Origin of the sequence: Citrobacter sp. Cpo147 (assembly GCF_030332405.1) — a bacterium.
In the GTDB taxonomy this organism is placed as follows: Bacteria; Pseudomonadota; Gammaproteobacteria; order Enterobacterales; family Enterobacteriaceae; genus Citrobacter; species Citrobacter portucalensis.
In genome coordinates this window covers 308703-333586 of record NZ_JAOWHX010000030.1, presented here as the reverse complement: position 1 = coordinate 333586, position 24884 = coordinate 308703, and the positions used below count along the sequence as shown (strand labels likewise).

Annotated in this window: 27 protein-coding genes and 1 pseudogene; 10 read left to right on the top strand and 18 right to left on the bottom strand. The window is 51.9% G+C overall.

The genetic code is table 11. From position 1 onward, the window contains the following. Positions 1-68 precede the first annotated feature (68 nt). Positions 69-899 (bottom strand): C40 family peptidase, encoded by an 831-nt coding sequence (locus tag OGY06_RS04205; protein WP_286604790.1) that lies wholly within the window; start codon positions 897-899, stop codon positions 69-71. A gap of 334 nt (positions 900-1233) precedes the next feature. Between OGY06_RS04205 and grxD the strand changes: the two genes are divergently transcribed. Next, positions 1234-1581 carry a monothiol glutaredoxin 4 gene (gene grxD, locus OGY06_RS04200; protein ID WP_003832760.1) on the top strand — a complete coding sequence of 116 codons (348 nt, stop codon included), beginning with the start codon at positions 1234-1236 and terminating at the stop codon, positions 1579-1581. 53 nt (positions 1582-1634) lie between these two features. Here the strand turns inward: grxD and rnt are convergent, their stop codons facing one another. From rnt to OGY06_RS04180, 4 genes are all read right to left on the bottom strand, one after another. After that, complete coding sequence (gene rnt / locus OGY06_RS04195; protein ID WP_003029200.1) at positions 1635-2282, bottom strand: ribonuclease T; 648 nt, start codon at positions 2280-2282, stop codon at positions 1635-1637. A gap of 95 nt (positions 2283-2377) precedes the next feature. Next, the gene (gene gloA / locus OGY06_RS04190; RefSeq protein WP_126318222.1) at positions 2378-2785 is read right to left on the bottom strand and encodes a lactoylglutathione lyase; all 408 of its coding nucleotides are present in this window, start codon (positions 2783-2785) and stop codon (positions 2378-2380) included. A gap of 97 nt (positions 2786-2882) precedes the next feature. Continuing rightward, positions 2883-3980, bottom strand: coding sequence for an alkene reductase (locus OGY06_RS04185; RefSeq protein ID WP_063941544.1), 1098 nt, complete (start codon positions 3978-3980; stop codon positions 2883-2885). A 54-nt stretch (positions 3981-4034) separates the two neighbouring features. Beyond that, positions 4035-4634, bottom strand: coding sequence for a TetR/AcrR family transcriptional regulator (locus OGY06_RS04180; RefSeq protein WP_003832766.1), 600 nt, complete (start codon positions 4632-4634; stop codon positions 4035-4037). Between the two features lie 101 nt (positions 4635-4735). On the opposite strand from OGY06_RS04180, the gene OGY06_RS04175 reads away from it, so the two are divergent. From OGY06_RS04175 to sodC, 3 genes are all read left to right on the top strand, one after another. Further along, entirely contained in the window at positions 4736-4975 is a 240-nt protein-coding gene (locus OGY06_RS04175) for a DUF1289 domain-containing protein (protein WP_003832768.1), read from the top strand. Positions 4976-5024: 49 nt separating this feature from the next. After that, positions 5025-5921, top strand: coding sequence for an aldo/keto reductase (locus OGY06_RS04170; RefSeq protein WP_148362018.1), 897 nt, complete (start codon positions 5025-5027; stop codon positions 5919-5921). Positions 5922-6002: 81 nt separating this feature from the next. Beyond that, on the top strand, positions 6003-6527 hold the full coding sequence (gene sodC / locus OGY06_RS04165; RefSeq protein WP_063941546.1) for a superoxide dismutase [Cu-Zn] SodC: 525 nt from the start codon (positions 6003-6005) through the stop codon (positions 6525-6527). Here the strand turns inward: sodC and OGY06_RS04160 are convergent. The 3 genes and pseudogenes from OGY06_RS04160 to OGY06_RS04150 all read right to left on the bottom strand — a co-directional run bounded on the left by OGY06_RS04160 (position 6503) and on the right by OGY06_RS04150 (position 9642). Next, positions 6503-8543, bottom strand: a pseudogene (locus tag OGY06_RS04160) (FUSC family protein). The gene sodC and the pseudogene OGY06_RS04160 overlap by 25 nt on opposite strands. Then, the gene (locus tag OGY06_RS04155; RefSeq protein WP_032934449.1) at positions 8540-9403 is read right to left on the bottom strand and encodes an efflux RND transporter periplasmic adaptor subunit; all 864 of its coding nucleotides are present in this window, start codon (positions 9401-9403) and stop codon (positions 8540-8542) included. The pseudogene OGY06_RS04160 and the gene OGY06_RS04155 overlap by 4 nt, the downstream one beginning before the upstream one ends. 2 nt (positions 9404-9405) lie before the next feature. Beyond that, positions 9406-9642 (bottom strand): DUF1656 domain-containing protein, encoded by a 237-nt coding sequence (locus OGY06_RS04150; RefSeq protein WP_286604784.1) that lies wholly within the window; start codon positions 9640-9642, stop codon positions 9406-9408. A 192-nt stretch (positions 9643-9834) separates the two neighbouring features. Here OGY06_RS04150 and slyA point away from each other — a divergent pair, with 192 nt between their 5' ends. After that, a complete protein-coding gene (gene slyA / locus OGY06_RS04145; RefSeq protein WP_122973940.1) occupies positions 9835-10275 on the top strand; it encodes a transcriptional regulator SlyA in 441 nt (146 codons plus the stop codon). Positions 10276-10321: 46 nt separating this feature from the next. Here the strand turns inward: slyA and slyB are convergent, their stop codons facing one another. Then, positions 10322-10789: an outer membrane lipoprotein SlyB gene (gene slyB, locus OGY06_RS04140; protein ID WP_003029175.1), complete on the bottom strand. Its 468-nt coding sequence runs from the start codon at positions 10787-10789 to the stop codon at positions 10322-10324. Positions 10790-11063: 274 nt separating this feature from the next. On the opposite strand from slyB, the gene anmK reads away from it, so the two are divergent. The 5 genes from anmK (at position 11064) to pdxY (ending at position 15644) form a co-directional block, all read left to right on the top strand. After that, complete coding sequence (gene anmK, locus OGY06_RS04135) at positions 11064-12185, top strand: anhydro-N-acetylmuramic acid kinase (RefSeq protein ID WP_003832781.1); 1122 nt, start codon at positions 11064-11066, stop codon at positions 12183-12185. An 87-nt stretch (positions 12186-12272) separates the two neighbouring features. Then, complete coding sequence (gene mliC / locus OGY06_RS04130; RefSeq protein ID WP_003029170.1) at positions 12273-12602, top strand: C-type lysozyme inhibitor; 330 nt, start codon at positions 12273-12275, stop codon at positions 12600-12602. A gap of 59 nt (positions 12603-12661) precedes the next feature. Then, a complete protein-coding gene (gene pdxH / locus OGY06_RS04125; RefSeq protein ID WP_003029169.1) occupies positions 12662-13318 on the top strand; it encodes a pyridoxamine 5'-phosphate oxidase in 657 nt (218 codons plus the stop codon). Between the two features lie 126 nt (positions 13319-13444). Beyond that, the gene (gene tyrS / locus OGY06_RS04120) at positions 13445-14719 is read left to right on the top strand and encodes a tyrosine--tRNA ligase (RefSeq protein ID WP_003029168.1); all 1275 of its coding nucleotides are present in this window, start codon (positions 13445-13447) and stop codon (positions 14717-14719) included. Between the two features lie 64 nt (positions 14720-14783). Further along, positions 14784-15644 (top strand): pyridoxal kinase PdxY, encoded by an 861-nt coding sequence (gene pdxY / locus OGY06_RS04115; RefSeq protein WP_003832785.1) that lies wholly within the window; start codon positions 14784-14786, stop codon positions 15642-15644. Between the two features lie 83 nt (positions 15645-15727). Here the strand turns inward: pdxY and gstA are convergent, their stop codons facing one another. From gstA to rsxA, 9 genes are all read right to left on the bottom strand, one after another. Then, a complete protein-coding gene (gene gstA, locus OGY06_RS04110; RefSeq protein ID WP_003832787.1) occupies positions 15728-16333 on the bottom strand; it encodes a glutathione transferase GstA in 606 nt (201 codons plus the stop codon). A gap of 104 nt (positions 16334-16437) precedes the next feature. Beyond that, positions 16438-17943: a dipeptide/tripeptide permease DtpA gene (dtpA, locus tag OGY06_RS04105; RefSeq protein ID WP_003832789.1), complete on the bottom strand. Its 1506-nt coding sequence runs from the start codon at positions 17941-17943 to the stop codon at positions 16438-16440. A 613-nt stretch (positions 17944-18556) separates the two neighbouring features. Further along, on the bottom strand, positions 18557-19192 hold the full coding sequence (gene nth / locus OGY06_RS04100; RefSeq protein ID WP_003029161.1) for an endonuclease III: 636 nt from the start codon (positions 19190-19192) through the stop codon (positions 18557-18559). Beyond that, on the bottom strand, positions 19192-19884 hold the full coding sequence (locus OGY06_RS04095) for an electron transport complex subunit E (RefSeq protein WP_126956307.1): 693 nt from the start codon (positions 19882-19884) through the stop codon (positions 19192-19194). Before OGY06_RS04095 ends, nth begins: the two co-directional genes overlap by 1 nt. A 2-nt stretch (positions 19885-19886) precedes the next feature. Next, positions 19887-20507, bottom strand: coding sequence for an electron transport complex subunit RsxG (gene rsxG / locus OGY06_RS04090; RefSeq protein WP_128316559.1), 621 nt, complete (start codon positions 20505-20507; stop codon positions 19887-19889). 9 nt (positions 20508-20516) lie between these two features. Continuing rightward, positions 20517-21569 carry an electron transport complex subunit RsxD gene (gene rsxD, locus OGY06_RS04085; RefSeq protein ID WP_003832796.1) on the bottom strand — a complete coding sequence of 351 codons (1053 nt, stop codon included), beginning with the start codon at positions 21567-21569 and terminating at the stop codon, positions 20517-20519. Beyond that, positions 21570-23687 carry an electron transport complex subunit RsxC gene (rsxC, locus tag OGY06_RS04080; RefSeq protein ID WP_213194265.1) on the bottom strand — a complete coding sequence of 706 codons (2118 nt, stop codon included), beginning with the start codon at positions 23685-23687 and terminating at the stop codon, positions 21570-21572. Then, on the bottom strand, positions 23680-24258 hold the full coding sequence (rsxB, locus tag OGY06_RS04075; RefSeq protein ID WP_003832800.1) for an electron transport complex subunit RsxB: 579 nt from the start codon (positions 24256-24258) through the stop codon (positions 23680-23682). Before rsxB ends, rsxC begins: the two co-directional genes overlap by 8 nt. Then, positions 24258-24839, bottom strand: coding sequence for an electron transport complex subunit RsxA (rsxA, locus tag OGY06_RS04070; RefSeq protein WP_003029144.1), 582 nt, complete (start codon positions 24837-24839; stop codon positions 24258-24260). The genes rsxB and rsxA overlap by 1 nt, the downstream gene beginning before the upstream one ends. Between the last annotated feature and the right edge of the window lie 45 nt (positions 24840-24884).

Genomic DNA, 24884 nt, shown 5'->3' with positions numbered 1-24884 from the left:
AGGGTAGCAAATTGAAAGGTTATGCAAAAGAAGAACTTACCCTACAGTATGTTCTGTAGGGTAAGTTTTTAGCGAATTGTTTTTGGCGTCATTACCCGACGAGCGCCCACATAGTGGCGCTGCCAGTAATCTTCGCTCAGAGAGGTGATTTGAATTTCCTGCCCGCTGCGCGGTGACTGAATAAACTTACCGTTGCCGACGTAGACGCCGACGTGATCGGCTGTGCCGCGACCCTGGGTACGAAAGAATACCAGATCGCCATTTTTCAGTTCGCCACGTTCAATTGGTGCGGCATCACGCAGATGGTACATTTCATTCGCGGTACGCGGAATGCGGAACTTCACCAGATCTTTATAGGCGTAATAAACCAGACCGCTGCAGTCAAACCCGGTTCTTGGCGAGGAGCCGCCCCAACGATAAGGTTTACCGATTTGGTTCATCAAGGTGGACATAGCTGTTTTAGTCGCTTTCTGCACTTTCACTTTATGTGCGTCAGCAAGCGTAGTCGGTGCAGTGGTTTTCACCTTCACGCAGCGTGGTTTATGACCTTTGCGCGGTGTGCATTTTTCCGTCCAGGTAACGGCTGCGGTTTGTGCTGCGGCAGTTTTACCACGGCGATTTGCAGTTTTAGTCGACTTTGCCGGAGTGGCAGTGCGTTTTTTAGAAGAGGAAGCGGTTTTGGTGCTGGTTTTGCTGGTGGTCTTTGTCGCCGTTTTCTTACTGGTCTTTGTTGTTTTTTGGCTGGTTGTTGCGCTTTTCTTTTTATCTACCGTTTTGATGGTGTGAGAATTGGAAGGTGTCGTCCTGGCCTGCTTGGAAGCATGAGCCATAGGCGTAAAGGGCAGTGTAGTAAAAAGCAAAGCACAGAGCGTGATCGAGATTCGGTTTATCCGCGCCACTGAGCAGTCCTCTGGTAAGGCAGGTCTATCGTGCCTGCGTGTGATTTTCAAAACTTGATGATTCTAATCTATAGAAAGAGGGAAAGTTAATAGCTTTTTTTGTTTAAAACTATGTTTCGTAACCGACCGCAAAAAAAAACAGCAATTAACGTTTGAGTTGGTGAACGGATAATCAAATCCACATGTTTGAAGGGGATAAGTGAGATTGTGAATGCAACTTTTAGCGTCAGGGGATAAAATAATAACGCGTAATGAAAATGTTATTTTCCGTTGCCTGTCTGACCCGTTACAATGTCAGACTACTGCCGTAAAAGAAGTTTAAGGAAGCAAGATAATGAGCACCACTATCGAAAAAATCCAGCGCCAGATCGCTGAAAACCCGATTCTCCTGTACATGAAAGGTTCCCCTAAACTGCCAAGCTGCGGTTTCTCCGCACAGGCTGTGCAGGCGCTGTCAGCCTGTGGTGAACGCTTTGCTTACGTTGATATTCTGCAGAACCCGGATATTCGCGCCGAACTGCCGAAATACGCAAACTGGCCGACCTTCCCGCAACTGTGGGTTGATGGTGAGCTGGTTGGCGGTTGTGACATTTTGATCGAAATGTACCAGCGCGGTGAGTTGCAGCAGCTGATTAAAGAAACAGCAGCGAAATACAAAACCGAAGAGCCGGACGCTGAGTAATACCAGCAGAAGTAAAAAAGCGACCTGAAATGGTCGCTTTTTTTATATCGCCGTTACGCTTCTTCAGGCACGGGAAGAGGCCAACCGCCGAGACGTTTCCAGCGGTTAACGATTTCGCAAAACAGCACGGCCGTACGTTCAGTGTCATACAGCGCCGAGTGCGCCTGATTCCCGTCAAACTCCATTCCCGCCGCCAGGCACGCTTTTGATAACACAGTCTGCCCCAGAGACAGGCCGCTTAATGCCGCCGTATCAAAGGTTACAAATGGGTGGAATGGATTACGTTTGAGTGAGGCGCGTTCTGCTGCAGCCATCATGAAACTGTGGTCGAACGTAGCGTTATGCGCCACCATGATCGCCCGATTGCAGCCGCTGTCTTTAATGCCTTTACGCACCATTTTGAAGATGGCATGCAGAGCATCATATTCGCTGACCGCACCGCGTAGCGGATTGTTAGGGTCAATACCGTTAAAAGCGAGCGCTTCCGGTTGCAAATTGGCACCTTCAAACGGCTCTACGTGGAAATGTAACGTCGTGTCCGGCATCAGCCAGCCTTGTTCATCCATTTTCAGTGTGATGGCGGCAATCTCAAGCAGCGCATCGGTTTTGGCATTGAACCCTGCGGTTTCGACATCAATGACGACAGGATAAAAACCACGAAAACGGTCACACAGACCGGAAAGTTGAGCGTTATCGGACATCTGGGTCTCTTAATACGGGAAAATTGCAGCGCGTATTATGGCAAAATGATGAGTATAAAACTATGGGCACAGACGATCTGCGCCCGAGGGGGAGATTAATCGCCCAGGCCGCGCCCGGCGTCTTTCTCTTCGATCAGCTCAATTTTGTAGCCGTCCGGATCTTCAACGAACGCAATCACTGTGGTGCCGCCTTTTACTGGACCTGCTTCACGCGTTACGTTACCGCCATTCTGGCGAATACGTTCACAGGCTTCAGCCGCGTTGTCTACGCTCAGGGCTATATGGCCATAGGCAGTACCCAGATCATACTTGTCGACACCCCAGTTATAGGTCAGTTCGATTACTGCTTCACTGGTTTCAGGACCGTAGCCGACAAAAGCCAGAGAGTACTTGTATTCAGGGTTTTCGCTGGTACGCAGCAGCTTCATGCCCAGCACGTTGGTATAAAACTTGATGGAACGCTGCAGGTCACCCACGCGCAGCATGGTATGGAGTAAACGCATCTTTTTCCCCTTCAAAAATGGCTAATACATTCAAAATGTTGTTTTAGTATAGCGGCGTTGTTACGCCGCTATCAATGGCAGAACGGAGATTGTGACGTTAGAGGGTAGGATAGTCGGTGTAACCTTCCGCGCCGCCGCCGTAGAAGCTCTCGGCACGTTGCGGATTCAGTTCTGCTTTGCGTTGCAGACGCGCCACCAGATCCGGGTTAGCAATATAGGCGCGACCAAAAGCAACGGCGTCGATCAGACCTTTCTCGATCAGCGCTTCTGCTTTTTCTGGGGTGTAAGCACCAGCACCAATGATAGGACCGTGGAAGCGTGCGCGAACTTTTTCGCGGAACGCATCGGAATACGGCTCGCCACCGGCCCAGTCCGGCTCAGACATGTGCAGGTAAGCGATTCCGCGCTTGCCCAATTGTTCAATCAGATACAGCGCATCGGCTTCTTCGTTCGGACCGTTGTCAACGTTCTGGAAAGTGCCAATCGGGGAGACGCGAATACCAATGCGATCGGCACCCCATTCTTTAATACCGGCGTCAACCACTTCCAGCACCAGACGCGCACGATTTTCGACGCTGCCACCGTATTGATCGGTACGCTGGTTAGACGTTGGCGACAGGAACTGGTGCAGCAGGTAGCCGTGGGCAGAGTGCAGTTCAACCATATCGAAACCTGCCACGCGCGCATTGGCTATCGCCTGACGGAAGTCATTAACGATACCCGGAATCTCTTCTGTTTCCAGCGCACGTGGCATTGAGGTATCGGCACGCGTTGCCAGGCCGTTTTCATCACGCAGCGAGGTGCGGGTTCCAGCGCTAATCGCGGAAGGTGCAACTGGAGCTTGGCCGTTTGGCTGCAGACTGGCGTGAGAGATGCGTCCGGTGTGCCACAACTGGACAGCAATATGACCTTGCTCAGCGTGTACGGCAGCAGTAATTTTCTTCCATGCGGCAATTTGCGCTTCGCTGTGTAAGCCGGGTGCTCCGGCATAGCCTTTCGCCTGTGCGGAAATCTGCGTCGCTTCGCTGATGATAAGACCCGCGCTGGCGCGTTGACGGTAATACTCGGCCATCAGCGGAGTAGGGATGTCGCCAGGCTCAATACTGCGCAGACGCGTCAGTGGCGCCATAAATACGCGGTTTGCTGCCGTAATGGCACCCACTTTCAGTGGGGAAAACAGTTTTTCAGATGACATGTGGCACTCCTGAATAGACCGGTCGTCTAGTAATAAAGAAAATAAAAACGCCTGTTAAACGGCAGGCGTTGTGATGATGTTTTTAACGTGCGCCAGCGCATTTTCCAGCGGAGTGGCGCTACGAGAAATCTTGGCCTGCAGGTTGGCGCCAAGCCACAGCGCATACAGTACCTGCGCCTGCTGTAACGGCTCGCCAACAAAAGACAGACAATGGCTGGCCTGACCTTTCTCCAGCGCCTGCGCTAACAGCACAATAATATGCCGCGCGCCTTTATCCATCGCAGTGCGCATATCTTCTGACAGATCGCACACTTCGGCAGACAGTTTTACTGTTAAACAGCCGCTAATAATGCCGTGCTGGCTAAACTGGTTCAGGGTTTCCTGATAGTAGGCCAGAATGCGGTCGCGGTAGTTTCCCGCTCCCGTATCAAAGTGCGTAGCCAGTCGCCGATGATAGGCCGCATAGTGGCGTTCCAGCATCGCGACACCGAACGCTTCTTTAGAGCGAAAGTAATGATAAAACGAACCTTTGGGTACTTCAGCGGTTTTCAGTAGTTCGCTTAAACCCATGCCGGTGAAGCCGCGCTGCATACACAGCAGTTCGCCAGTCGCCAACAGATGTTCGCGTGTATCGTGTTCAGTGATTTTGTTCATGAAAACGAGTGTAATAGACCAGTCGGTCTAATGCAATAGCGCTTGCGAGAAATTCAGTTAACGTCTTCAATAGGTATATCAATCTTATTAAAGGAGGGGATGTGGCCGAACAGCTGGAGTTTTTCCCCGTCCAGAGCCCATGCCGTGGAATATGTCAGTCTGACGAACGCGGCTTTTGCCGTGGCTGTTTTCGCAGTCGGGATGAGCGTTTTAACTGGCAAAAGATGAGCGATACCCAAAAGCAGGAAGTGCTGCGGCTTTGTCGTCAGCGCCTGATGCGTAAATTACGAGCAAACAAAGCCAACCCTTCGGAAGAACCGCAACAACCTTCACTCTTTTAAAAGCGTAATTGCGTATACTCGAGGCACATTCACTTAAAAGGAAGCTGCTATGGTTCAGCGTATTACTATTGCGCCGCAAGGCCCGGAATTTTCTCGCTTTGTGATGGGGTACTGGCGCCTGATGGACTGGAATATGTCCGCGCGCCAGCTAGTCAGCTTTATTGAAGAGCATCTGGATCTTGGCGTGACCACCGTCGATCACGCCGATATTTACGGTGGATACCAGTGTGAAGCGGCGTTTGGTGAGGCAATGAAGCTGGCTCCGCATTTGCGTGAAAAAATGCAGATTGTGACCAAATGCGGGATCGCGACGACGGCGCGCGCGGAAAATGCGCTGGGCCACTACATCACCGACAGTGCACATATTATTGCCAGTGCAGAAGAGTCGCTGAAGCTGTTGGCGACCGATCATATTGATCTGCTGCTGATCCACCGTCCCGATCCGCTTATGGATGCTGACGATGTCGCCGACGCTTTTAAAAAATTGCACCATAGTGGCAAAGTGCGTCACTTTGGCGTCTCCAACTTTACCCCTTCACAGTTTTCGCTGCTGCAATCGCGTCTGCCGTTTACTCTGGCGACCAACCAGGTAGAAATTTCACCAGTACATCAGCCGCTCCTGTTGGATGGTACTTTAGATCAACTGCAACAGTTACGTATTCACCCGATGGCCTGGTCCTGTCTCGGCGGTGGTCGCCTGTTTAATGATGATGCTTTCCAGCCTTTACGTAATGAGCTTGCCGTGATCGCAGAAGAGTTGAATGCGCAGTCTATTGAACAGGTGGTATACGCCTGGATTTTACGTCTGCCGTCTCAGCCGCTGCCGATTATTGGCTCAGGAAAAATAGAGCGTGTACGTGCTGCCATTGAGTCTGAATCGCTGAACATGTCTCGCCAGCAATGGTTCCGCATTCGTAAAGCGGCGCTGGGTTACGACGTACCCTAATCGCGTTTTTGGCGCATCTCCGTTCAAATTTGTGTCACTGGTTTACACTTAACAATCAGACACCTTTTGGACGGAGGTCTTATGAAGCGTTTGAGTTTGGCCATTATCACTCTACTCGCCTGTGCAGGTGCGCAGGCTGCCAGTGAAGAAAAAGTGACGATGAATCTGGTCACATCGCAAGGCGTCGGCCAGGCGATTGGTACGGTCACTATTGCTGAAACCGCAAAGGGGCTGGAGTTTACGCCCGATCTGAAGGCGTTGCCGCCAGGTGAACATGGTTTCCATGTGCATATGAACGGCAGCTGCCAACCGGCAATTAAAGATGGGAAAGCCTCAGCCGCAGAATCGGCTGGCGGCCATTATGATCCGCACCAAACCGGCAAACATGAAGGCCCGGAAGGCGCAGGTCATATGGGCGACCTGCCGCTATTGGTGGTGAATAACGACGGTAACTCTACAACGCCGGTCGTTGCGCCGCGGCTTAAAACGCTCGATGAGGTTAAAGGTAAAGCGCTGATGATCCATGTGGGCGGCGATAATATGTCCGATCAACCGAAACCGCTTGGCGGTGGCGGAGCACGCTATGCCTGTGGTGTTATCAAATAATCAACGACTGAGAGTGCCCGGCGGCGGCGCCTGTTCGAGTTGTGAAAGCGAGCAGTGTAGCCGCCAGACCAGTGCCGACAGTTCCTGCGCAGCGGGTTGATGATGGTGGGCAAGCGTATCGCAGATGCGCTGTAGCTCATTCAGTGTGGCATTCAGTGGTCGTTGCTGGACGCCACGCTCGCTCATTACATCGCGCAGCAGCGAGATACACACGTCCCTGACGCGAGCCAGCGGATCGGAACGCGCCTCCCAGGTACGCAGTTGCCACACCACGTGCGAGCAGTTCAGTAAAACGACCCCCCAACGTAATAACCAGCGTCGCGCCAGCGCATCCTGACTGTTGCTGAGCTGGCTGACGTGATGATAGGTCAGCGATTCAAATTCGTTTTCACTGAGTGATGGATGTCGGCTGAGCTGATCGACAAAATCCCGGCGCAGGGCGCGAATATGGCGGCGACTTTTTCGTGCATCCGATCCGGGGCGCAGAATGGCGAAGGCCAGCCATGATAGCGCCACGCCGGTGATTTTCGCCATATTGTCATTCAGGAAATCAGCAAAATCATATACCGGCGGATTGGTTACCGCGATAAACGAACCCATAAATACAATCAACTGCCCCCAAAGACCTGCCAGGGCAGGCATTTGTAGCTTCAACAGTTGCATGGTGGCGAGTAGCGGGAAAAGAAAGAGAATAAACTGCCAGAGGTCGGAAATTTGCACCATCAGGCCAAACTTAACCACAAAGCTAAATAGCGACAGTAGAACCAGCGTACGCATCAGCAAAGAAAGCGACTTGAACGGTGTGGCAACGGCGGAATACAGCACACTGCTGATCGCAGCGAGCGTGAGTGCGCCAGAGCCTGATTCCCATTGTGCGCCAATGCTCCATGCGCCGATAAGCATCAAAGTGCAGAACGTACGCAACCCGCTCCAGATAGCTTCCGCATTATCGGTATGACGGGCAAGCCCCGGCGTGCGGGCGATATTAATACGCTCGGCGGTAACACCATTTTCCAGTAAATGCAGATAATGGCTGCTGCGCAGGTAGAGCCGACAAAAATAACGCAGTCGTTGCCAGAAGGCGACGTGTCGATAGTCGCGGGCATCGACGGGCTGCAGTGGGGCAATAATACGTGCGACAGTGTAGCTATTCGCATTGGATTTGATTAGTTCGCTGAGCAACTGTTCGATGATTTCCCGGGTATTGGACGGGGGATTAGGCCAGTTCAGCAGCATCCTGCGTAGACTGGAAATCACGCTGGTCATGCGTAACTGCTGGTGCAACAGCGAATTGAGCAAAGCATTCTGGCGACGAAAACGATAATGACTCCAGAAAGCCTGAATACGCAGCAGGTTCATGGTCAGAATCTGCCCGATAACACCTTCATGGGCTGTGCGAATGGCATCCGTGGTTTCTGGTTGCCAGAGTAGGCTGGCATGTTCCAGTAAACGTGAATGCATGTTTTTCAATGCAGTCAGTAACGTGGTGCCATCGGAGGTGCTGGGCAGGATCATCATCATCACGCCGCCACACAGGATACCGACGATGACTTCACACACACGTGCCTGCGCGATATCCCATAACTGCGTAATGTCCACGGTATTGACCATGGGAAACGCAATGATCGCCGCCGTATAACCCGCCAGTTGAAAGGCGTAGGCAACGTTATTGGTGAAGTGCGCACAGGCCCAGGTACAAAATCCGATCCACACCGACATGCTCAGCAAAAACAGCCACGGCTCATTGAGAGTATGACCGGCAATAATCAATGCGGCGGTGGCTCCCAGTAGGCTACCCGCCACGCGACCCAGACTTTTGCTGATAACCCCGCCAACGGTGGGAAAACTAACCACCGCCGCCGAGGTCATTGCCCAGTAGGGCTCATCCAGATTCAGATAATAAGCAAAAGTTAACGCGAGGCACATCGCAATGGTGTTACGCAGCGCATAACGCCACTGTGCCGCCGTGGCTTTAAACCACGGCAAATTGCCTGGTGTCAGGCGGGGCAGTTTCATTTACGCTGGCCGATGGATACGCTGCAGGTTGTACCTGACACCAGCGTGACCTCCCGCGGCAGGGCGTCGAATTCGATGCGTACCGGGACACGCTGCGCCAGACGCACCCACGGCACGTTGGGTTTGATGTCGGGAATCAGGCCGGAATCACTTTCCACACTTTGATCGTAGATGGCACGGCCAATACTGGAAACGTGACCCTGTAACTTTATATCGCCGCTGTAGAGCGTGATAAGGGCGGGCGCACCCTCGCGAATGTGGCGTAACTTAGTTTCTTCAAAATATCCCATCACATAAAAAGAGTGACTGTCGACAAGGGCAAACAGGGGCTTACCGGTTGAGGCGTAATCACCGGTACGGGTAGACAGGTTTGTGACCCAACCCGCTACGGGGGCTTTGACCACCGTTTGCGTCAGTTGCCACTGGGCCTGGCGCAAACTGGCCTCAGCCGCTTCAACGCTTGCCTGCATGGCTTTTACGTTGAGATTTGCGGTATCCAGATCCTCGGCTGAGATGTAATTTTGCGATAAATGACGGCGGCGGTTGGCTTCGTTATTGGCTTTCGCCAGGTCAGACTGCGCTTTTGCCAGTTGCGCTTGCGCATTCAGTTCAGCAATGTGAAATGGCGTCTTGTCGATAATAAAAAGGACATCGCCTTTATTCACAAACTGGTTATCTTTTATATAGAGTTCGCTAATGCTGCCTGACACTTGCGGCGTGATGCTGACCTGCTCAGCACGTACTTTGCCATCACGTGTCCAGGGCGATTGCATATAGTAATTCCACATCCACCATCCGGCGAAAACTGCGATTGCAGCGACTATAATAGTGGAGAAGTATTTAACGGTTTTAAGCGACATAATCACCACGCTATCAGCATAACAAAGGCCAGACATACGCAAAGCGTAAAGAGTGACAGATCCATTAGCAGGGGATGCCAGATTTCGCCGGAGTAAATCCAGTCGCGCAGCAGGCGATGAACAACCAGCCAGAGAATAAATCCTGCTACAATCGACTTGGAAACAGGAGGGAAGTAGACAGATGCGCCGATCATTAAATCCTGTAGGGGCAATCCTGTTGCATTAAATATAAACTTCACGGGCAAAATCCTTGACGGAAGAGAGCATTGCTATAGGTTTAGCAAAAAAGAGACAATGAGTCTCTGTAACGCATAATGTCTGAAAAAATGTCAGCCGGTAAGCAAATTTGGCAATACATTTGTTTTGGGAATACAAATGCTGCACACTATTCTAAAATCAGCACAATAACTTAGCAAGCTAATTATAAGGAGATGAAATTGGAATCGCCATTAGGTTCTGATCTGGCACGGTTGGTGCGCATTTGGCGTGCTCTGATTGACCATCGCCTGAAACCTCTGGAGTTGACGCAGACGCATTGGGTTACGCTGCACAACATTCATCAGTTGCCGCCGGATCAATCGCAGATTCAGCTGGCTAAAGCGATTGGCATCGAGCAGCCTTCGCTGGTACGTACGCTTGACCAGTTGGAAGAAAAGGGACTCATTTCACGACAGACTTGCGCCAGCGATCGTCGAGCTAAGAGAATTAAACTGACAGAGAAGGCTGAGCCGCTGATCGCTGATATGGAAGCGGTGATCAACAAAACACGTGGAGAAATTCTGGAAGGGATTTCAGCTGAGGAAATTGATCTGCTGATTAAGCTGGTTGCCAAACTCGAACACAATATTATTGAACTGCAGTCACAGGATTGAAACGATAAGTTACGTGTGGCCAGAGCCTGACCACACGTGAATTCGATTAGCGTGGAGACACGGTAACCTGGCTGCCGTTGTTAGCCATAACAACGCGCTGGCCGGCTGAAAACTTGGTCGCACCCTGTTTCTGAACCACCATGATGGTATTACCATCATCCTTACGGATTTCCAGTTCCACACCCTGGGTTTTATTCATCGCACCTTGTACGCCTTGACCCGCTACGCCACCGGCAACTGCACCTGCAGCCGTCGCTAATGAACGACCCGTACCGCCGCCGACGGTGTTACCAAGGAACCCGCCGAGTACCGCACCACCAATAGCACCAATCACGTTTGCGTCATCGCCACCCTGGATTTGCACCGGACGAACATGAACAATCGTACCGTAGGTAACGTTCTGAACTTGTTTCGCTTCGGATGCGGTATATACGTCGCCTGAAAGGCTATCATTGTTAACGCAACCCGCTAAAGATACGCCCATTAATGAAACAATCAGCACACGTTTAATCATTTACAAATCTCCTTTGTCACCACGAAACGCTAATAAAACACCCTTCATGGTTAAATTATATGGCATTTGTGAGCCTAAGGTCACATGTTCTACTGGAACAATATGAAAATCTTAACCGAAATTGGATCAACCGAGTATAAACGAATCATTCATGTAATTGATGTAATTAAACGATCATTGTAATGATTAGCCACCAAAAATCATTAAGGAAGCATGGCATTAGTCGACACTTTATGGTTGAGTGTCAAGGCTAATTTGCTTAAAAGGATGACCTATGAAATCGGGCCGTTTTATCGGTGTAATGTCTGGAACCAGCCTTGATGGCGTCGATGTTGTGCTGGCGACAATAGATGAAACGATGGTTGCGCAGCAGGCGAGTCTGACCTGGCCCATCCCCATTCATGTTAAACAAGCGATTCTGGATATCTGCCAGGGGCAGCAGCTTACACTTTCTCAGTTTGGTCAGTTAGATGCACAGCTCGGTTATCTATTTGCTGAGGCGGTGAATGCGCTGTTGGTGCAAGAAAAATTGAAACCGCAGGATATCGTTGCGATTGGTTGTCACGGGCAAACCGTGTGGCATGAACCGAACGGTGCTGCGCCGCACACGCTGCAAATTGGTGATAACAACCAGATTGTCGCGCGTACCGGGATAACCGTAGTCGGCGATTTTCGTCGACGTGATATCGCCCTTGGCGGGCAGGGTGCACCGCTCGTTCCCGCGTTTCATCAGGCACTGCTGGCACATCCAACGGAACGGCGAATGGTGTTAAATATCGGCGGGATTGCCAATCTGTCTCTGCTTATTCCGCAACAACCCGTTCGCGGATACGACACCGGGCCGGGCAATATGCTGATGGATGCCTGGATCTGGCGGCAATGTGGCCAGCCCTACGACAAAGATGCGCAGTGGGCCATTTCAGGAACGGTGATCTTACCGTTGCTGCAGAATATGCTTAACGACCCTTATTTTTCCGCGCCTGCGCCGAAAAGCACCGGCCGTGAGTATTTTAATTACGGCTGGATAGAGCGTCATCTGGCGCAGTTTCCGGGAATTAGCCCACGAGATGTACAGGCGACGCTTGCCGAACTGACGGCAGTAACCATTTCAGAGCAGGTCTTGTTAAGCGGCGGCTGTGATCGACTCATGGTATGTGGTGGTGGCAGTCGTAATCCACTGCTGATGATGCGTCTGGCGGCATTATTACCGGGTACAGAGGTCACCTCAACCGATGAAGCCGGGATCAGCGGTGATGATATGGAAGCGTTAGCCTTTGCATGGTTGGCGTGGCGAACACTGGCCGGATTGCCGGGAAATTTACCGTCTGTGACTGGGGCGTCAGAGCCGAGTGTTTTAGGGGCAATTTATCCTGCCAATCCGCGAACTCAGAGTTAACTGAAATTATTCAGCGCGGTATGCCGGTAAACTAAGGATATTAGGGAGGGTGCCATTACCCTCCAGGACCAGGAAAGTCTTCAGGATATGGCTATGAAAAAACTGTTGTTAGTGTGTCTGCCCGTACTACTTAGCGGTTGTAGTGTGTACAACCAATTTGTCGAGCGTATGCAAACGGATACGCTTGAATACCGCTGCGACGAAAAACCGCTGACCGTGAAGCTGAACAATACCCGCCAGACGGCAAGCTTTGTTTATGATAATCAACTATTGAACCTCAAACAGGGCGTGTCGGCATCAGGTGCACGTTATACCGATGGTATCTACGTATTTTGGTCTAAAGGCGACGAGGCAACGGTCTATAAACGAGACAGAATTGTGCTAAATAACTGTCAGTTACAGAACCCGAAGCGTTGAGATTTTCACCTGGGCGGCGCACAATAGCGTCACCCACTGACAATCCGTAGCCAAACATCATGTCTGATAACGACGAATTGCAGCAAATCGCGCATCTGCGCCGTGAATACACGAAAGGCGGTCTTCGCCGCCGCGATCTTCCCGCCGAACCCCTTGCGCTGTTTGAGCGCTGGCTGGGGCAAGCCTGTGATGCCAAACTGGCCGATCCCACAGCAATGGTCGTTGCGACCGTTGATGAAAATGGCCAGCCTTATCAGCGTATCGTGTTACTCAAACATTATGATGACAAAGGGCTGGTGTTCTATACCAACCTTGGCAGCCGTAAGGCGCATCAGATCGAGAAAAATCCACGCATCAGCCTTTTATTTCCCTGGCATACGCTGGAACGGCAGGTGATGGTGATCGGCAAGGCAGAGCGTCTTTCCACACTCGAAGTGGTGAAATACTTCCACAGTCGCCCACGCGACAGTCAGATTGGCGCCTGGGTCTCAAAACAATCCAGTCGGATCTCCGCGCGCGGTATTCTCGAAAGCAAATTCCTCGAACTGAAGCAGAAGTTTCAGCAAGGGGAAGTTCCTCTGCCCAGTTTCTGGGGCGGCTTTCGCGTGAGTATTGAACAAATGGAGTTCTGGCAGGGCGGTGAAAACCGTCTGCACGATCGTTTTTTATACCAACGCGAAGATAACGCGTGGAAAATTGATCGCCTGGCCCCCTAAAGATGCAAATTTCTTGTTTTAAGCGCTGGTGCTGATCAATCCGGCGCTTTATTCTATGTTTCTTTCGCATCAGGCGAAAAGTCGTGTACCGGCAAAGGTGCAGTCGTTTTATACATGGAGATTTTGATGGCAAGCAGTAACTTGATTAAACAATTGCAAGAGCGGGGGCTGGTGGCCCAGGTGACGGACGAGGAAGCGTTAGCAGAGCGACTGGCGCAAGGCCCGATCGCGCTCTATTGCGGCTTCGATCCTACCGCTGACAGCTTGCATTTGGGGCATCTGGTTCCATTGTTATGCCTGAAACGCTTCCAGCAGGCAGGCCATAAGCCTGTTGCACTGGTAGGTGGCGCAACCGGTCTGATTGGTGACCCGAGCTTTAAAGCCGCCGAGCGTAAACTGAATACCGAAGACACCGTGCAGGAGTGGGTGGATAAAATCCGCAAACAGGTTGCACCGTTCCTCGATTTCGACTGTGGCGACAACTCGGCGATTGCTGCGAACAACTACGACTGGTTTGGCGGTATGAACGTACTGACTTTCCTGCGCGATATCGGCAAACACTTCTCCGTTAACCAGATGATCAACAAAGAAGCGGTTAAGCAGCGTCTGAACCGTGACGATCAGGGGATCTCCTTTACCGAGTTTTCTTACAACCTGCTGCAGGGTTATGACTTTGCCTGCCTGAACAAACTGCACGGCGTGGCACTGCAGATTGGTGGTTCTGATCAGTGGGGTAACATTACTTCGGGTATCGATTTGACCCGTCGTCTGCACCAGAATCAGGTGTTTGGTCTGACCGTTCCGCTGATTACTAAAGCTGACGGCACCAAATTCGGTAAGACGGAAGGCGGCGCAGTGTGGCTGGATCCGAAGAAAACCAGTCCATATAAATTCTACCAGTTCTGGATCAACACCGCCGATGCGGACGTTTATCGCTTCCTGAAATTCTTCACTTTCATGGACATTGAAGAGATCAATGCGCTGGAAGAAGAAGATAAAAACAGCGGTAAAGCGCCGCGTGCCCAGTATGTTCTGGCCGAACAGGTTACGCGTCTGGTTCACGGTGAAGAAGGTCTGGTCGCGGCAAAACGCATTACCGAAAGCTTGTTCAACGGCAATCTCAGCGATTTGAGTGAAGCAGATTTCGAACAGCTGGCGCAGGATGGCGTGCCGATGATCGAGATGGACAAAGGTGCCGATTTGATGCAGGCGCTGGTGGACTCTGAGCTGCAGCCTTCTCGCGGTCAGGCACGTAAGACCATTGCGTCAAACGCGGTGACCATCAACGGTGAGAAGCAGTCCGATCCGGAATATTTCTTCCAGGAGAGTGATATCCTGTTCGGGCGCTATACCTTACTGCGCCGTGGCAAGAAGAACTATTGTCTGATTTGCTGGAAGTAAGATTGAGTTAGTAGGGGCGTGGGAAACTACGCCCCTTTATTTTTTCAGGGTTGTGGTAAGTAAAATGAAGAATATCCTCGCCATCCAGTCCCACGTTGTTTTTGGTCATGCGGGCAATAGTGCAGCAGAATTTCCGATGCGTCGTCTTGGCGCAAATGTCTGGCCGCTGAATACCGTTCAGTTTTCAAACCATACGCAGTATGGCAAATGGACCGGTTGCGTTATGCCGCCGAGCCACCTGACTGAAATTGTTCAGGGCATTGCTGATATTGATAAACTCCAGACCTGCGACGCAGTACTGAGCGGCTATCTTGGCTCAGCAGAACAGGGCGAACATATTCTGGGTATTGTTCGCAAAGTAAAAGCGGCAAACCCGCAGGCAAAATACTTTTGCGACCCTGTGATGGGACACCCTGAAAAGGGGTGTATCGTCGCACCCGGAGTGGCGGAATTTCATGTACGCCATGCGCTTCCGGCCAGTGACATTATTGCCCCAAATCTGGTTGAGCTCGAAATTCTGTGCGAGCATGCGGTGAACAATGTCGGTGAGGCCGTTGCAGCTGCGCGTGAACTGATCGCTCAGGGACCTGAAATTGTACTGGTGAAGCATCTGGCACGCGCAGGTATCAGCACCGACCGTTTCGAGATGCTGCTGGTCACCGCTGAACAAGCGTGGCATATCAGTCGCCCGTTAGTCGATTTTGGCGCACGTCAACCGGTTGGTGTGGGTGATGTGACGAGTGGCTTGTTACTGGTGAAACTGCTGCAGGGCGCGTCTTTACAGCAGGCGCTTGAGCATGTGACTGCGGCGGTGTACGAAGTGATGATCACTACCAAAGAGATGCATGAGTATGAGCTACAGGTCGTGGCCGCGCAGGACCGTATCGCCAAGCCTGAACACTACTTTAGCGCAACTCAGCTGTAATCGATGCCCGATGGCGCTCACGCTTATCGGGCATATTTTTAGCTGTAGGCCGGGTATGTGCAAGTGCCACCCGGCAACAACAATTAATTTAAGCCTTCTGCTTTAAGCGCAGCAGCAACCGCCGGGCGTTCAGCCATTCGCGCCATATAGGCGTCAATATTACTTAATCCTGCCATATTCAGCTTAACCGCATAGGCCCAACGCAGTACGGTAAACAGATATGCATCGGCGATGCTGAAGCGCGGGCCGCAGATCCATTGGTTATCTTTCAGCGAGTCGTTCACATACTGCATTTTTTTCTCCAGTAGCGCGCGAACGGTTGGCTTGAAGTCTTCCGGCGTATCGGGACGGAACAGTGGCGTAAAGCCTTTATGCAGTTCTGTCGCAATGTAGTTAAGCCATTCGATGGTTTTGTAACGGGAGAGGCTGCTGGTAGGGGCAAGGAGCTGGCGGTCTGGCACGCTGTCCGCCAGGTATTGCATGATGGCGACACCTTCGGTAAGTAGCGTACCGTCATCCAGCAACAGTGCGGGAACTTGCCCTTTTGGGTTTACCGCGAAAAAATCATCGCCATTTTCCAGACGTTTCTTCATCAGATCAACACCATCCAGCGTGAAATCTTTACCGCTCTCACGAAGTGTGATGTGGGAAGCGAGAGAACATGCGCCCGGTTTGTAGAACAGTTTCATCGGTAACTCCTTTTGGCTGAGGTATATCGTATGGTAGTGCTACCTCAGGCAAAAAAAAAGCCGCTAACAACAGTTAGCGGCCTGAAAATGAGTTTCCCTGAGAATTACGCTGTCGCGGCCTTAGAGGCTTTCTCATTGACGTCATCGTCCTGAGTCATACGGTTCAGTTTCGGAGCCGTCAGCAGCATCAGAACAGCGATAACAGCCGTTGCGACACCAATCTGCAGGAACACACGACCGTAGACTTCAAGGGACATCAGCGGGTCAGTCACATTCTCTGGTACAGCCATCATGTTAGCGACGTAGCCACCGATGATGTTTGCACCGGCGGTGGTCAGGAACCAGCTACCCATGATGAAGCCCATCAGGCGTTGCGGAACCAGTTGTGCCACCATTGCCAGACCCAGACCGGAGATCATTAGCTCACCGATACTTTGCAGACCGTAGCAGATGATCAGCCAGTTAACGGAAACGATGCCCGCATCGGTAGCGAATTTCGCGCCCAGCGGCAGGATCAGGAATGCACCGGAACACAGCACCATACCAATCGCAAACTTGGTCGGCATCGGCAGGGTATCGCCCATTTTGTTATAGATAGCGGCGAGGATTGGGCTACCAATGATGATCCAGAACGGGTTCAGTGCCTGGTACTGTTCAGGTTCGAAAGCAATGCCAAGAATAGAGTGCTCAACGTTACGAATCGCAAAGAAGTTCAGTGAGGTCGGCATCTGGCTGTACAGCACGAAGAAGATAATCGCTTCCAGCATCAGAATGAAGGCGACGATCATTTTGCGACGCGCAGCACCTTGCATGGTGAAGGCTTCTTTACCGAAGATGAACACGATACCCAGCGCAATGACGCCCAGAACCATACGTGCGATCTGCTGGTTGTGCAGCAACCAGGTTGCAATCGCGATCAGTACCACAACGCCAGCAATGGTCAGCAGCAGGTTACGGAAGTTGATCGGTTCAAAGTCAGGTTTAGAACCGTACTGTTTAACCCAGCGCTGACAGAATGCGAAGTTAACAACGGTAATCAGCATACCCACGACGCTCAGAGCGAACGCGGTGCTCCAGCCGTAACGCGCAGCTAACCATGGCGTTGCCAGCATAGAGAAGAATGAACCGATGTTGACGGACATGTAGTACATGGTAAATGCACCATCAAGACGCGGGTCATCTTTGGCATAGCAGGTAGAGAGCAGGGAGGATGGGTTTGCTTTAAACAGGCCGTTACCGACAGCGATGGCCGCCATGCCCATATAAACGATACCCGCATCGTGACCGGACCATGCTACCAACGCATAACCGATGGCCAGCACAACGGCACCCAGCATAATGACACGTTTTGTTCCCAGAACTTTATCACCTAACCAGCCGCCAATGGCAACCAGACCGTACACCAGGGCGCTAAAGGACGAGAAAAGGGTGATGGAATCCGCTTCTGACATACCCAGCTGTTTAACCAGGTAGACGGCCATAATCCCTTGCAGGCCGTAATAACCAAAACGTTCCCACAGCTCAATAGAGAAAATGAGATAGAACGCTTTTGGTTGTTTGAAGGCGTTTAAACTTACGCTTTCTGTTGGTTTATTGTTTGCAGTAGACACTTTTACCTCTTTTTTTACATCCCATATCAACGGGGGTGTTCAGGTACGTGATGAGTCAAGTTCATCCGTCCGATTGTTATAGTGGGAGGGGAAACGGCAAGTAATGTTCACTATCTTGACCCTTCAGACAAGTGGTTTGTAATAATCTGTTACATATATCATGACTGGTGAAATCGTCGGGGCGGTGAAATGTTATCTAGCGTTAAATTTCTTCATTTCTAAAATGGCAGATTTTTACACTGTTTAATCACCGTCAAAACCGCAATGTGGCGATATGTTCTGCTATTTAAGGTTGAATCCAGTGATATAGGCCATTATCTGAAAAATAGGCAGTGTAATGTTTTGTTTGGAAACTGTGCAGTTAGGTCATCCAATTGTCACCTTAACTAAAAAATAAAAATTTATTAACATTGTGTTAGCTGGATGATCTGGATCACGTATAGATAGAAATTTCTTTTGCTAAAAAAACGATTAACCTGCTCAGGTGTTAATTAACAAGAATATTGCATTAGATATGAGCAATTGAATGGCATCATTGTCGGGAAAATAAACTCTGGGGAGTGCATAACTAATCGTTATGTATGTAAGGGCCGAGGAGGATGCCCCGGCAGCATTAGATATCGACTTTCTCTTTGAATTCGCAGAGATCTTCAATAATACAGGAACCACAGCGCGGCTTTCTGGCGATGCAGGTGTAGCGGCCGTGAAGAATTAACCAGTGATGGCAATCGACTTTAAATTCACTGGGTACGACTTTCAGCAGCTTCTCTTCAACCTGCTCGACATTTTTACCCGGGGCGAATTGCGTGCGATTACAGACGCGAAAAATGTGGGTATCTACAGCGATAGTGGGCCAGCCAAAGGCGGTATTTAACACCACATTAGCTGTCTTTCGCCCAACTCCGGGGAGAGCTTCTAACGCCGCACGGTCTTCAGGTACTTCACCATTGTGTTGTTCCAGCAGAATGCGGCAGGTTTTAATTACGTTTTCCGCTTTGCTGTTAAACAAACCGATTGTCTTGATGTAGGACTTAACACCTTCAACACCGAGCTCCAGCATCGCGGCAGGCGTATTGGCGACGGGATATAGCTTAGCCGTCGCTTTATTGACACTGACATCGGTCGCTTGTGCGGAGAGTAAGACTGAAATCAACAGTTCAAACGGCGATGTAAAATTAAGCTCGGTTGTCGGATGCGGGTTGTTATCCCGCAGGCGCGTCAGTATTTCCAGACGTTTTGCTTTGTTCATTACGCATTCCCTGTTTCACCCGCGGGACTGTCCGCGACAGCCGCCTCGGCACGACGTTTCTTCATTTTCTCATCAATCAGATACTTCACTGCCAGCATCAGACCCAGGCCAATAAACGCGCCCGGTGGCAGCATGGCCAGCAGAAACGGCGTATCAGTATGGAAGATCTCAACGCGCAAGACTTTGGCCCAGCTACCCAACAAACCGTCTGCACCATCAAACAGTGTACCGTTACCAATTATTTCACGCAGCGAACCCAGAACAAACATGGCACCGGTTGCGCCCATGCCGATAGAGAAACCATCAAGTGCGGATAACGCAGGGCCCTTTTTGGCGGCGAAGGCTTCTGCACGGCCAACAACAATACAGTTAGTCACAATCAGCGGGATGAAGATGCCCAGAGATTGATACAGGCCGAAGGCGTAGGCATTGATCAACATCTGCACCGCGCTCACCACGGAGGCGATGATCATGACATAAATCGGAATGCGAATTTCAGGCGGTGTCCAGCGACGGAGTGCTGAAATCGTCAGGTTGGTCAGCGTCAGGACGAGCGTAGTCGCGAGTCCCAGACCCAGCGCGTTAGTGGCGGTAGAGGTGACGGCTAACAGCGGACACATCCCGAGTAGCTGCACAAGCGCGGAGTTATTTTTCCATAACCCCTGGACAATAACGTCTTTAATTTCGCTCATGGTTATTCTCCACAGGCGCTAAGTTGAGGGAGTTGCGCAGGCAGTGTCTGCGCATACAGGCCGGCACGTTTAACCGCGTTAACTACTGCACGGGGTGTAATGGTTGCGCCAGTAAACTGGTCAAAGTCGCCGCCATCTTTTTTCACAGCCCAGTGAGAGTCGTTATCCGCAGAAATTGTTTTACCGCTAAAATGGGTGATCCAGTCGGACAGGCGCAGTTCGATTTTATCGCCCAGCCCCGGCGTTTCATGGTGTTCGGTAACCCGCGTACCCAACACGGTACCCGTGAAATCGACACCCACCAGTAGTTGAATCGCTCCGGAATAACCATCTGGCGCCGTAGCTTCAAGAATTGCTGCAACGGGGCGATCGTCCTGGCGGGCAATATATACGCGATGCGTACCTTTGCCCAACGCCGGTGCATCGACCAGATAGCAACTTTCAGACAAGTTATTATTGTAGCGATCGCCAGGCAGAACCTGATCGAACAGCGTTTTTTGCTGTATCGCGGCCTGTTCATCAATGGTTGACTTGGTTAATTGATTGATTGCTGCAGTTAACCCCGTCGAGCCTGCGGCAAACAGCGCCAGCGTAATACCGTGTTTACGAATCGTTTTCAGCATAGGGACTCCTTAGCGATGTCCGTACACGCGAGGGCGAGTGTAATAATCAATCAGGGGAACCGTGATATTCGCCAGCAATACGGCAAAAGCCACGCCATCAGGATAACCGCCAAAACTGCGAATCAACCATACTAACAGGCCAGCAAGTGCGCCAAAAATCAGGCGACCGCGGTTGGTTGTTGATGCCGTAACGGGATCGGTAAGAATAAAGAACGCACCTAACATTGTCGCGCCGGAAAGGAGGTGCAACTGAGGCGAGGCCAGCGATTCTGGCGAAAATATCCAGCCCAAAGTGGCACAAACGGCGAGTGACAGCAGGAAGCTAACCGGGATATGCCAGCGAATCGCTTTTTGCCATAACAGCACGATACCGCCCACCAGCCAGGCAAGGTTCACCCACTGCCAGCCAGCGCCTGCCAGCATGCCGCTGTAGATCGGGTATTGCATCACCTGCTCAACGGTACGTCCTGCATGCAGGGATGTCTTAAAGGTATCAAGAGGCGTTGCCTGACTGATACCATCGATGCCCATACGCAGCGAATTCATATCCCCACCGCTGGCGGTATGTCCGTTAAAGATAACGTTCAGGGCGTCAAAAAAACCAGGCACCGTGGCCGCAATTTCATGCGGCGGAAGCCAACTGGTCATCTGTACCGGAAATGAGATGAGCAGCACGACATAACCAATCATGGCAGGGTTAAACGGGTTCTGCCCGAGCCCGCCATACAGCTGTTTCGCAATGATAACCGCAAATACCGTGCCTAATACCACCATCCACCATGGCGCGAGGGGCGGAATACTGACGGCCAAAAGCAACCCGGTGAGTAACGCAGAGTTGTCTTTTAAAATCGGCACAATGGGTTGTTTACGCAGTTTAAGCACACCCGCTTCGGCAGCAATAGCGCTGATGGATGCGAGAACTATCTGGAACAACGTGCCCCAGCCAAAGAACCACAGCTGAGCGGCGATCCCCGGCAATGCAGCAAGTAATACCAGCATCATGATACGCGATGTCTGGCGCTGGTTATGGGTATAAGGGGAGCTTGCTATTCTGAATACCATTTATTCCTCGTTTACAACCTGCTGCTGTGCGGCTTTCTTAGCCTGAGCGCGTGCGATAGCGGCCGCGACGGCGGCTTTACGTGGATCAACCGGCTCGGCTGTTTCAGCTACCGCCTGCTGCTCGAGCTTGCGGGCCTTGGCGCGGGCGATTGCTGCTTCCACGGCGGCTTTACGCGGATCAACCGGTTCGGCCGTTTCCGTTACCGCTTCTTGCTCATGTTTGCGGGCTTTGGCGCGGGCGATTGCCGCTTCGACGGCGGCTTTACGCGGATCAGCCGGTTCGGCCGTTTCCGTTACCTGTTCTTGTTCAAGTTTGCGGGCTTTGGCGCGGGCAATTGCCGCTTCCACGGCGGCTTTACGCGGATCAGCCGGTTCGGCCGTTTCCGTTACCAGTTCTTGTTCAAGTTTGCGGGCTTTGGCACGGGCAATTGCCGCTTCCACGGCGGCTTTACGCGGGTCTGTACCCGTGCTGCTGCCATCACTTTGCGGCGGATTTTCCTTACGGGAGGCACGAGCTTGCGCCTTACGCGCCTCGCGCGCGGCAATCACGGCACTATTGTCAGGTTTTACGCCTGCCTGAATGACCACTGGCTGTAGCGCCTGAGCCTGCTTTTCTTTTACACGAGCCAGCGCGGCAGCAATGGCATCATGATCTTTGGCCGCCGGCTGAGCAGCAGCGCTCTTATGGCGTTCAAGACGCGCTGCTTTTTCACGTTCAAGGCGCGCCTGGCGGGCTTCAAACCGAGCTTTCGCTTCAGCGGCGCGTTTTTCTTCCTGGCTAATGGCGTAAATCTCGGCTTTTTCCTGACGGAAATATTGCACCAACGGAATATTGCTTGGGCATACCCAAGCGCAGGCACCGCACTCAATGCAGTCGGCGATATTATGGGCCGTTGCCTTGTCGTGCTGTTGCCCTTTACTGAACCAATAAAGTTGTTGTGGCAGGAGATCCGCCGGACAGGCATCGGCGCATGCGCTACAGCGAATGCAGCCTTTCTCTTCCGGTGTTTCACCCATTTCACTGGCAGAGGGTGCCAGAAGACAGTTGGTTATCTTCACCACCGGGACATCCAGCCACGGCAGCGTAAAGCCCATCAGCGGCCCGCCCATAATCACCATCTGGTCGGCGGAAGGGCAGAAGCCCGCATCGTTGAGCAGATGACGAACCGGCGTGCCTAAACGCGCCCAGACGTTGCCCGGACGGCTGACGGCTTCACCGGTAAGCGTCACGACACGTTCGGTGATCGGCTCTCCGTCAATTACTGCCCGTTTAATTGCATAGGCGGTTCCGACGTTTTGCATCAATACGCCGATATCAGAGGAGCGTCCGCCGTGGGGAACCTGCTTGCCGGTCAGGATTTGTGTTAACTGCTTGGCCCCGCCGGACGGGTACTTGGTGGGGATCACGCGTAGGCTAATGTCGTGTGAATCAGCCAGCACCGCGCGCAGCATAGATATTGCCTGCGGTTTGTTATCTTCGATACCAAGGAGGATCTCGCGTGGCTGAAGAATGTGCGCCAGGATGCGGATACCTTCGACGACCTGAGCGGCACAGTCCTGCATCAGGCGGTCATCTGCCGTAATGTACGGCTCGCATTCGGCGGCGTTAATGATCAGGGTTTCAATTTTATCTCCACCGCCCTGCAGTTTAACGCCGGTGGGAAAACCCGCGCCACCCAGTCCGGCGACGCCGTACTGATGAATACGCGCAATCAGCTCTTCCCGGCTGTGGGAGCGGTAGTCGGTCCAGCCGTCTCGCTCAATCCAGCGGTCTTCGCCATCGGCGTCTATGATGACGCTCAGCTCAGCGAGTGCCGAAGGATGTGCGGTGGAATGCGGCGCAATAGCAACCACGGTGCCTGATGTTGGCGCATGGACTGGAAGCATTTTGCCACGCCCGCGGGTTAAGGCCTGACCACGCAGCACGGTGTCACCCACGTTTACGCACAGTTCACCCTCCGCACCAATATGTTGTTTCAGCGGAATAACGAAACGCGGCGCCAGCGGAACCTGTCGCAACGGCGTTCCGTTTGACTGGGTTTTCATTTCTGGCGGATGAATGCCGCCATCAAAGTCCCAGATTTTATTTTTTCTGAATGCAGAGAATAACTTAAACATGTTGTTCCACGGGAATGATGCGCACAGGGATGGTGTTTAAATCCCATTTCCAACTATCGGGTGTCTCGGCTACCGGGCGTAATTCAATACATTGCGTCGGGCACGGGTCAACGCACAGGTTGCACCCGGTGCAGAGATCGCTCATTACCGTGTGCATGGAGCGGGTCGCGCCCACGATCGCATCGACCGGGCAGGCCTGAATACACTTAGTGCACCCAATACAGTTATTTTCATCAATGACCGCCAGCATTCGCACCGGCGTAACGTCTTGTTCATCGCCATCAATAGGTTGCGGGTCGACGTTCAGCAGAGCGGCAATTTTTAACATCACCGCTTCGCCACCGGGGGCGCAACGGTTAATTTTTTCACCCTGAGAGCCTATCGCTTCAGCGTAAGGATGACAGCCCGGATAGCCGCACTGTCCACACTGGCTTTGCGGGAGAATTTCATCAATTTTCTCCACGACCGGATCATCTTCAACGGCAAAACGTCGCGAGGCGTACCCCAAAATAGCGCCGAACGCCAGACCCAGTAGACTCACTGCGGCAACGGCAATCCAGATAGCATTCATTACAACTTCACCAAACCACTAAAGCCCATAAAGGCCAATGACATTAAACCAGCAGTAATCAGCGCAATCGCATTGCCGCGAAACGGCGCTGGGACGTCCGCTACGGCGAGGCGTTCGCGGATCGCAGCGAACAGTACCATCACCAGCGAGAAGCCGACGGCGGCGGAAAAACCGTATAGCGCCGACTGTAAAAAGTTATGGCCGAGGTTGATGTTCAGTAGCGCCACACCTAACACTGCGCAGTTAGTGGTGATCAGCGGTAGGAAGATCCCCAGCAGGCGGTACAGCGCAGGGCTGGTTTTACGCACAACCATTTCGGTAAACTGCACGACGACGGCGATAACCAGAATAAAAGCCAGCGTGCGCAGATAGATGAGATTGAGCGGGATTAGGATCCAGGTATCAATCAGCCATGCGCAAATGGAGGCCAGCGTCATGACAAACGTCGTGGCAAGGCCCATACCCATTGCGGTTTCCAGTTTTTTGGAAACACCCATAAACGGGCAGAGGCCCAGAAACTTGACCAGTACAAAGTTATTGACCAGTACAGTTCCGACAAACAGCAGCAGGTAATCAGTCATTTTTCGGCCTGAAATAAAAAAGCCGCCTATTATCTGACAATCTAC

What these genes read in the sequence shown, in the direction of transcription:
- slyA (WP_122973940.1), top strand. Translation starts at nt 9,835, where the DNA reads ATGAAATTGGAATCGCCATTAGGTTCTGATCTGGCACGGTTGGTGCGC.
- OGY06_RS04180 (WP_003832766.1), bottom strand. Translation starts at nt 4,634, where the DNA reads ATGAACAAAATCACTGAACACGATACACGCGAACATCTGTTGGCGACT.
- OGY06_RS04095 (WP_126956307.1), bottom strand. Translation starts at nt 19,884, where the DNA reads ATGAGCGAAATTAAAGACGTTATTGTCCAGGGGTTATGGAAAAATAAC.
- mliC (WP_003029170.1), top strand. Translation starts at nt 12,273, where the DNA reads ATGGCTATGAAAAAACTGTTGTTAGTGTGTCTGCCCGTACTACTTAGC.
- grxD (WP_003832760.1), top strand. Translation starts at nt 1,234, where the DNA reads ATGAGCACCACTATCGAAAAAATCCAGCGCCAGATCGCTGAAAACCCG.
- slyB (WP_003029175.1), bottom strand. Translation starts at nt 10,789, where the DNA reads ATGATTAAACGTGTGCTGATTGTTTCATTAATGGGCGTATCTTTAGCG.
- pdxY (WP_003832785.1), top strand. Translation starts at nt 14,784, where the DNA reads ATGAAGAATATCCTCGCCATCCAGTCCCACGTTGTTTTTGGTCATGCG.
- rsxA (WP_003029144.1), bottom strand. Translation starts at nt 24,839, where the DNA reads ATGACTGATTACCTGCTGCTGTTTGTCGGAACTGTACTGGTCAATAAC.
- tyrS (WP_003029168.1), top strand. Translation starts at nt 13,445, where the DNA reads ATGGCAAGCAGTAACTTGATTAAACAATTGCAAGAGCGGGGGCTGGTG.
- OGY06_RS04185 (WP_063941544.1), bottom strand. Translation starts at nt 3,980, where the DNA reads ATGTCATCTGAAAAACTGTTTTCCCCACTGAAAGTGGGTGCCATTACG.
- pdxH (WP_003029169.1), top strand. Translation starts at nt 12,662, where the DNA reads ATGTCTGATAACGACGAATTGCAGCAAATCGCGCATCTGCGCCGTGAA.
- rsxC (WP_213194265.1), bottom strand. Translation starts at nt 23,687, where the DNA reads ATGTTTAAGTTATTCTCTGCATTCAGAAAAAATAAAATCTGGGACTTT.
- rsxG (WP_128316559.1), bottom strand. Translation starts at nt 20,507, where the DNA reads ATGCTGAAAACGATTCGTAAACACGGTATTACGCTGGCGCTGTTTGCC.
- rsxB (WP_003832800.1), bottom strand. Translation starts at nt 24,258, where the DNA reads ATGAATGCTATCTGGATTGCCGTTGCCGCAGTGAGTCTACTGGGTCTG.
- gstA (WP_003832787.1), bottom strand. Translation starts at nt 16,333, where the DNA reads ATGAAACTGTTCTACAAACCGGGCGCATGTTCTCTCGCTTCCCACATC.
- OGY06_RS04170 (WP_148362018.1), top strand. Translation starts at nt 5,025, where the DNA reads ATGGTTCAGCGTATTACTATTGCGCCGCAAGGCCCGGAATTTTCTCGC.
- OGY06_RS04155 (WP_032934449.1), bottom strand. Translation starts at nt 9,403, where the DNA reads ATGTCGCTTAAAACCGTTAAATACTTCTCCACTATTATAGTCGCTGCA.
- nth (WP_003029161.1), bottom strand. Translation starts at nt 19,192, where the DNA reads ATGAACAAAGCAAAACGTCTGGAAATACTGACGCGCCTGCGGGATAAC.
- sodC (WP_063941546.1), top strand. Translation starts at nt 6,003, where the DNA reads ATGAAGCGTTTGAGTTTGGCCATTATCACTCTACTCGCCTGTGCAGGT.
- rnt (WP_003029200.1), bottom strand. Translation starts at nt 2,282, where the DNA reads ATGTCCGATAACGCTCAACTTTCCGGTCTGTGTGACCGTTTTCGTGGT.
- anmK (WP_003832781.1), top strand. Translation starts at nt 11,064, where the DNA reads ATGAAATCGGGCCGTTTTATCGGTGTAATGTCTGGAACCAGCCTTGAT.
- gloA (WP_126318222.1), bottom strand. Translation starts at nt 2,785, where the DNA reads ATGCGTTTACTCCATACCATGCTGCGCGTGGGTGACCTGCAGCGTTCC.
- rsxD (WP_003832796.1), bottom strand. Translation starts at nt 21,569, where the DNA reads ATGGTATTCAGAATAGCAAGCTCCCCTTATACCCATAACCAGCGCCAG.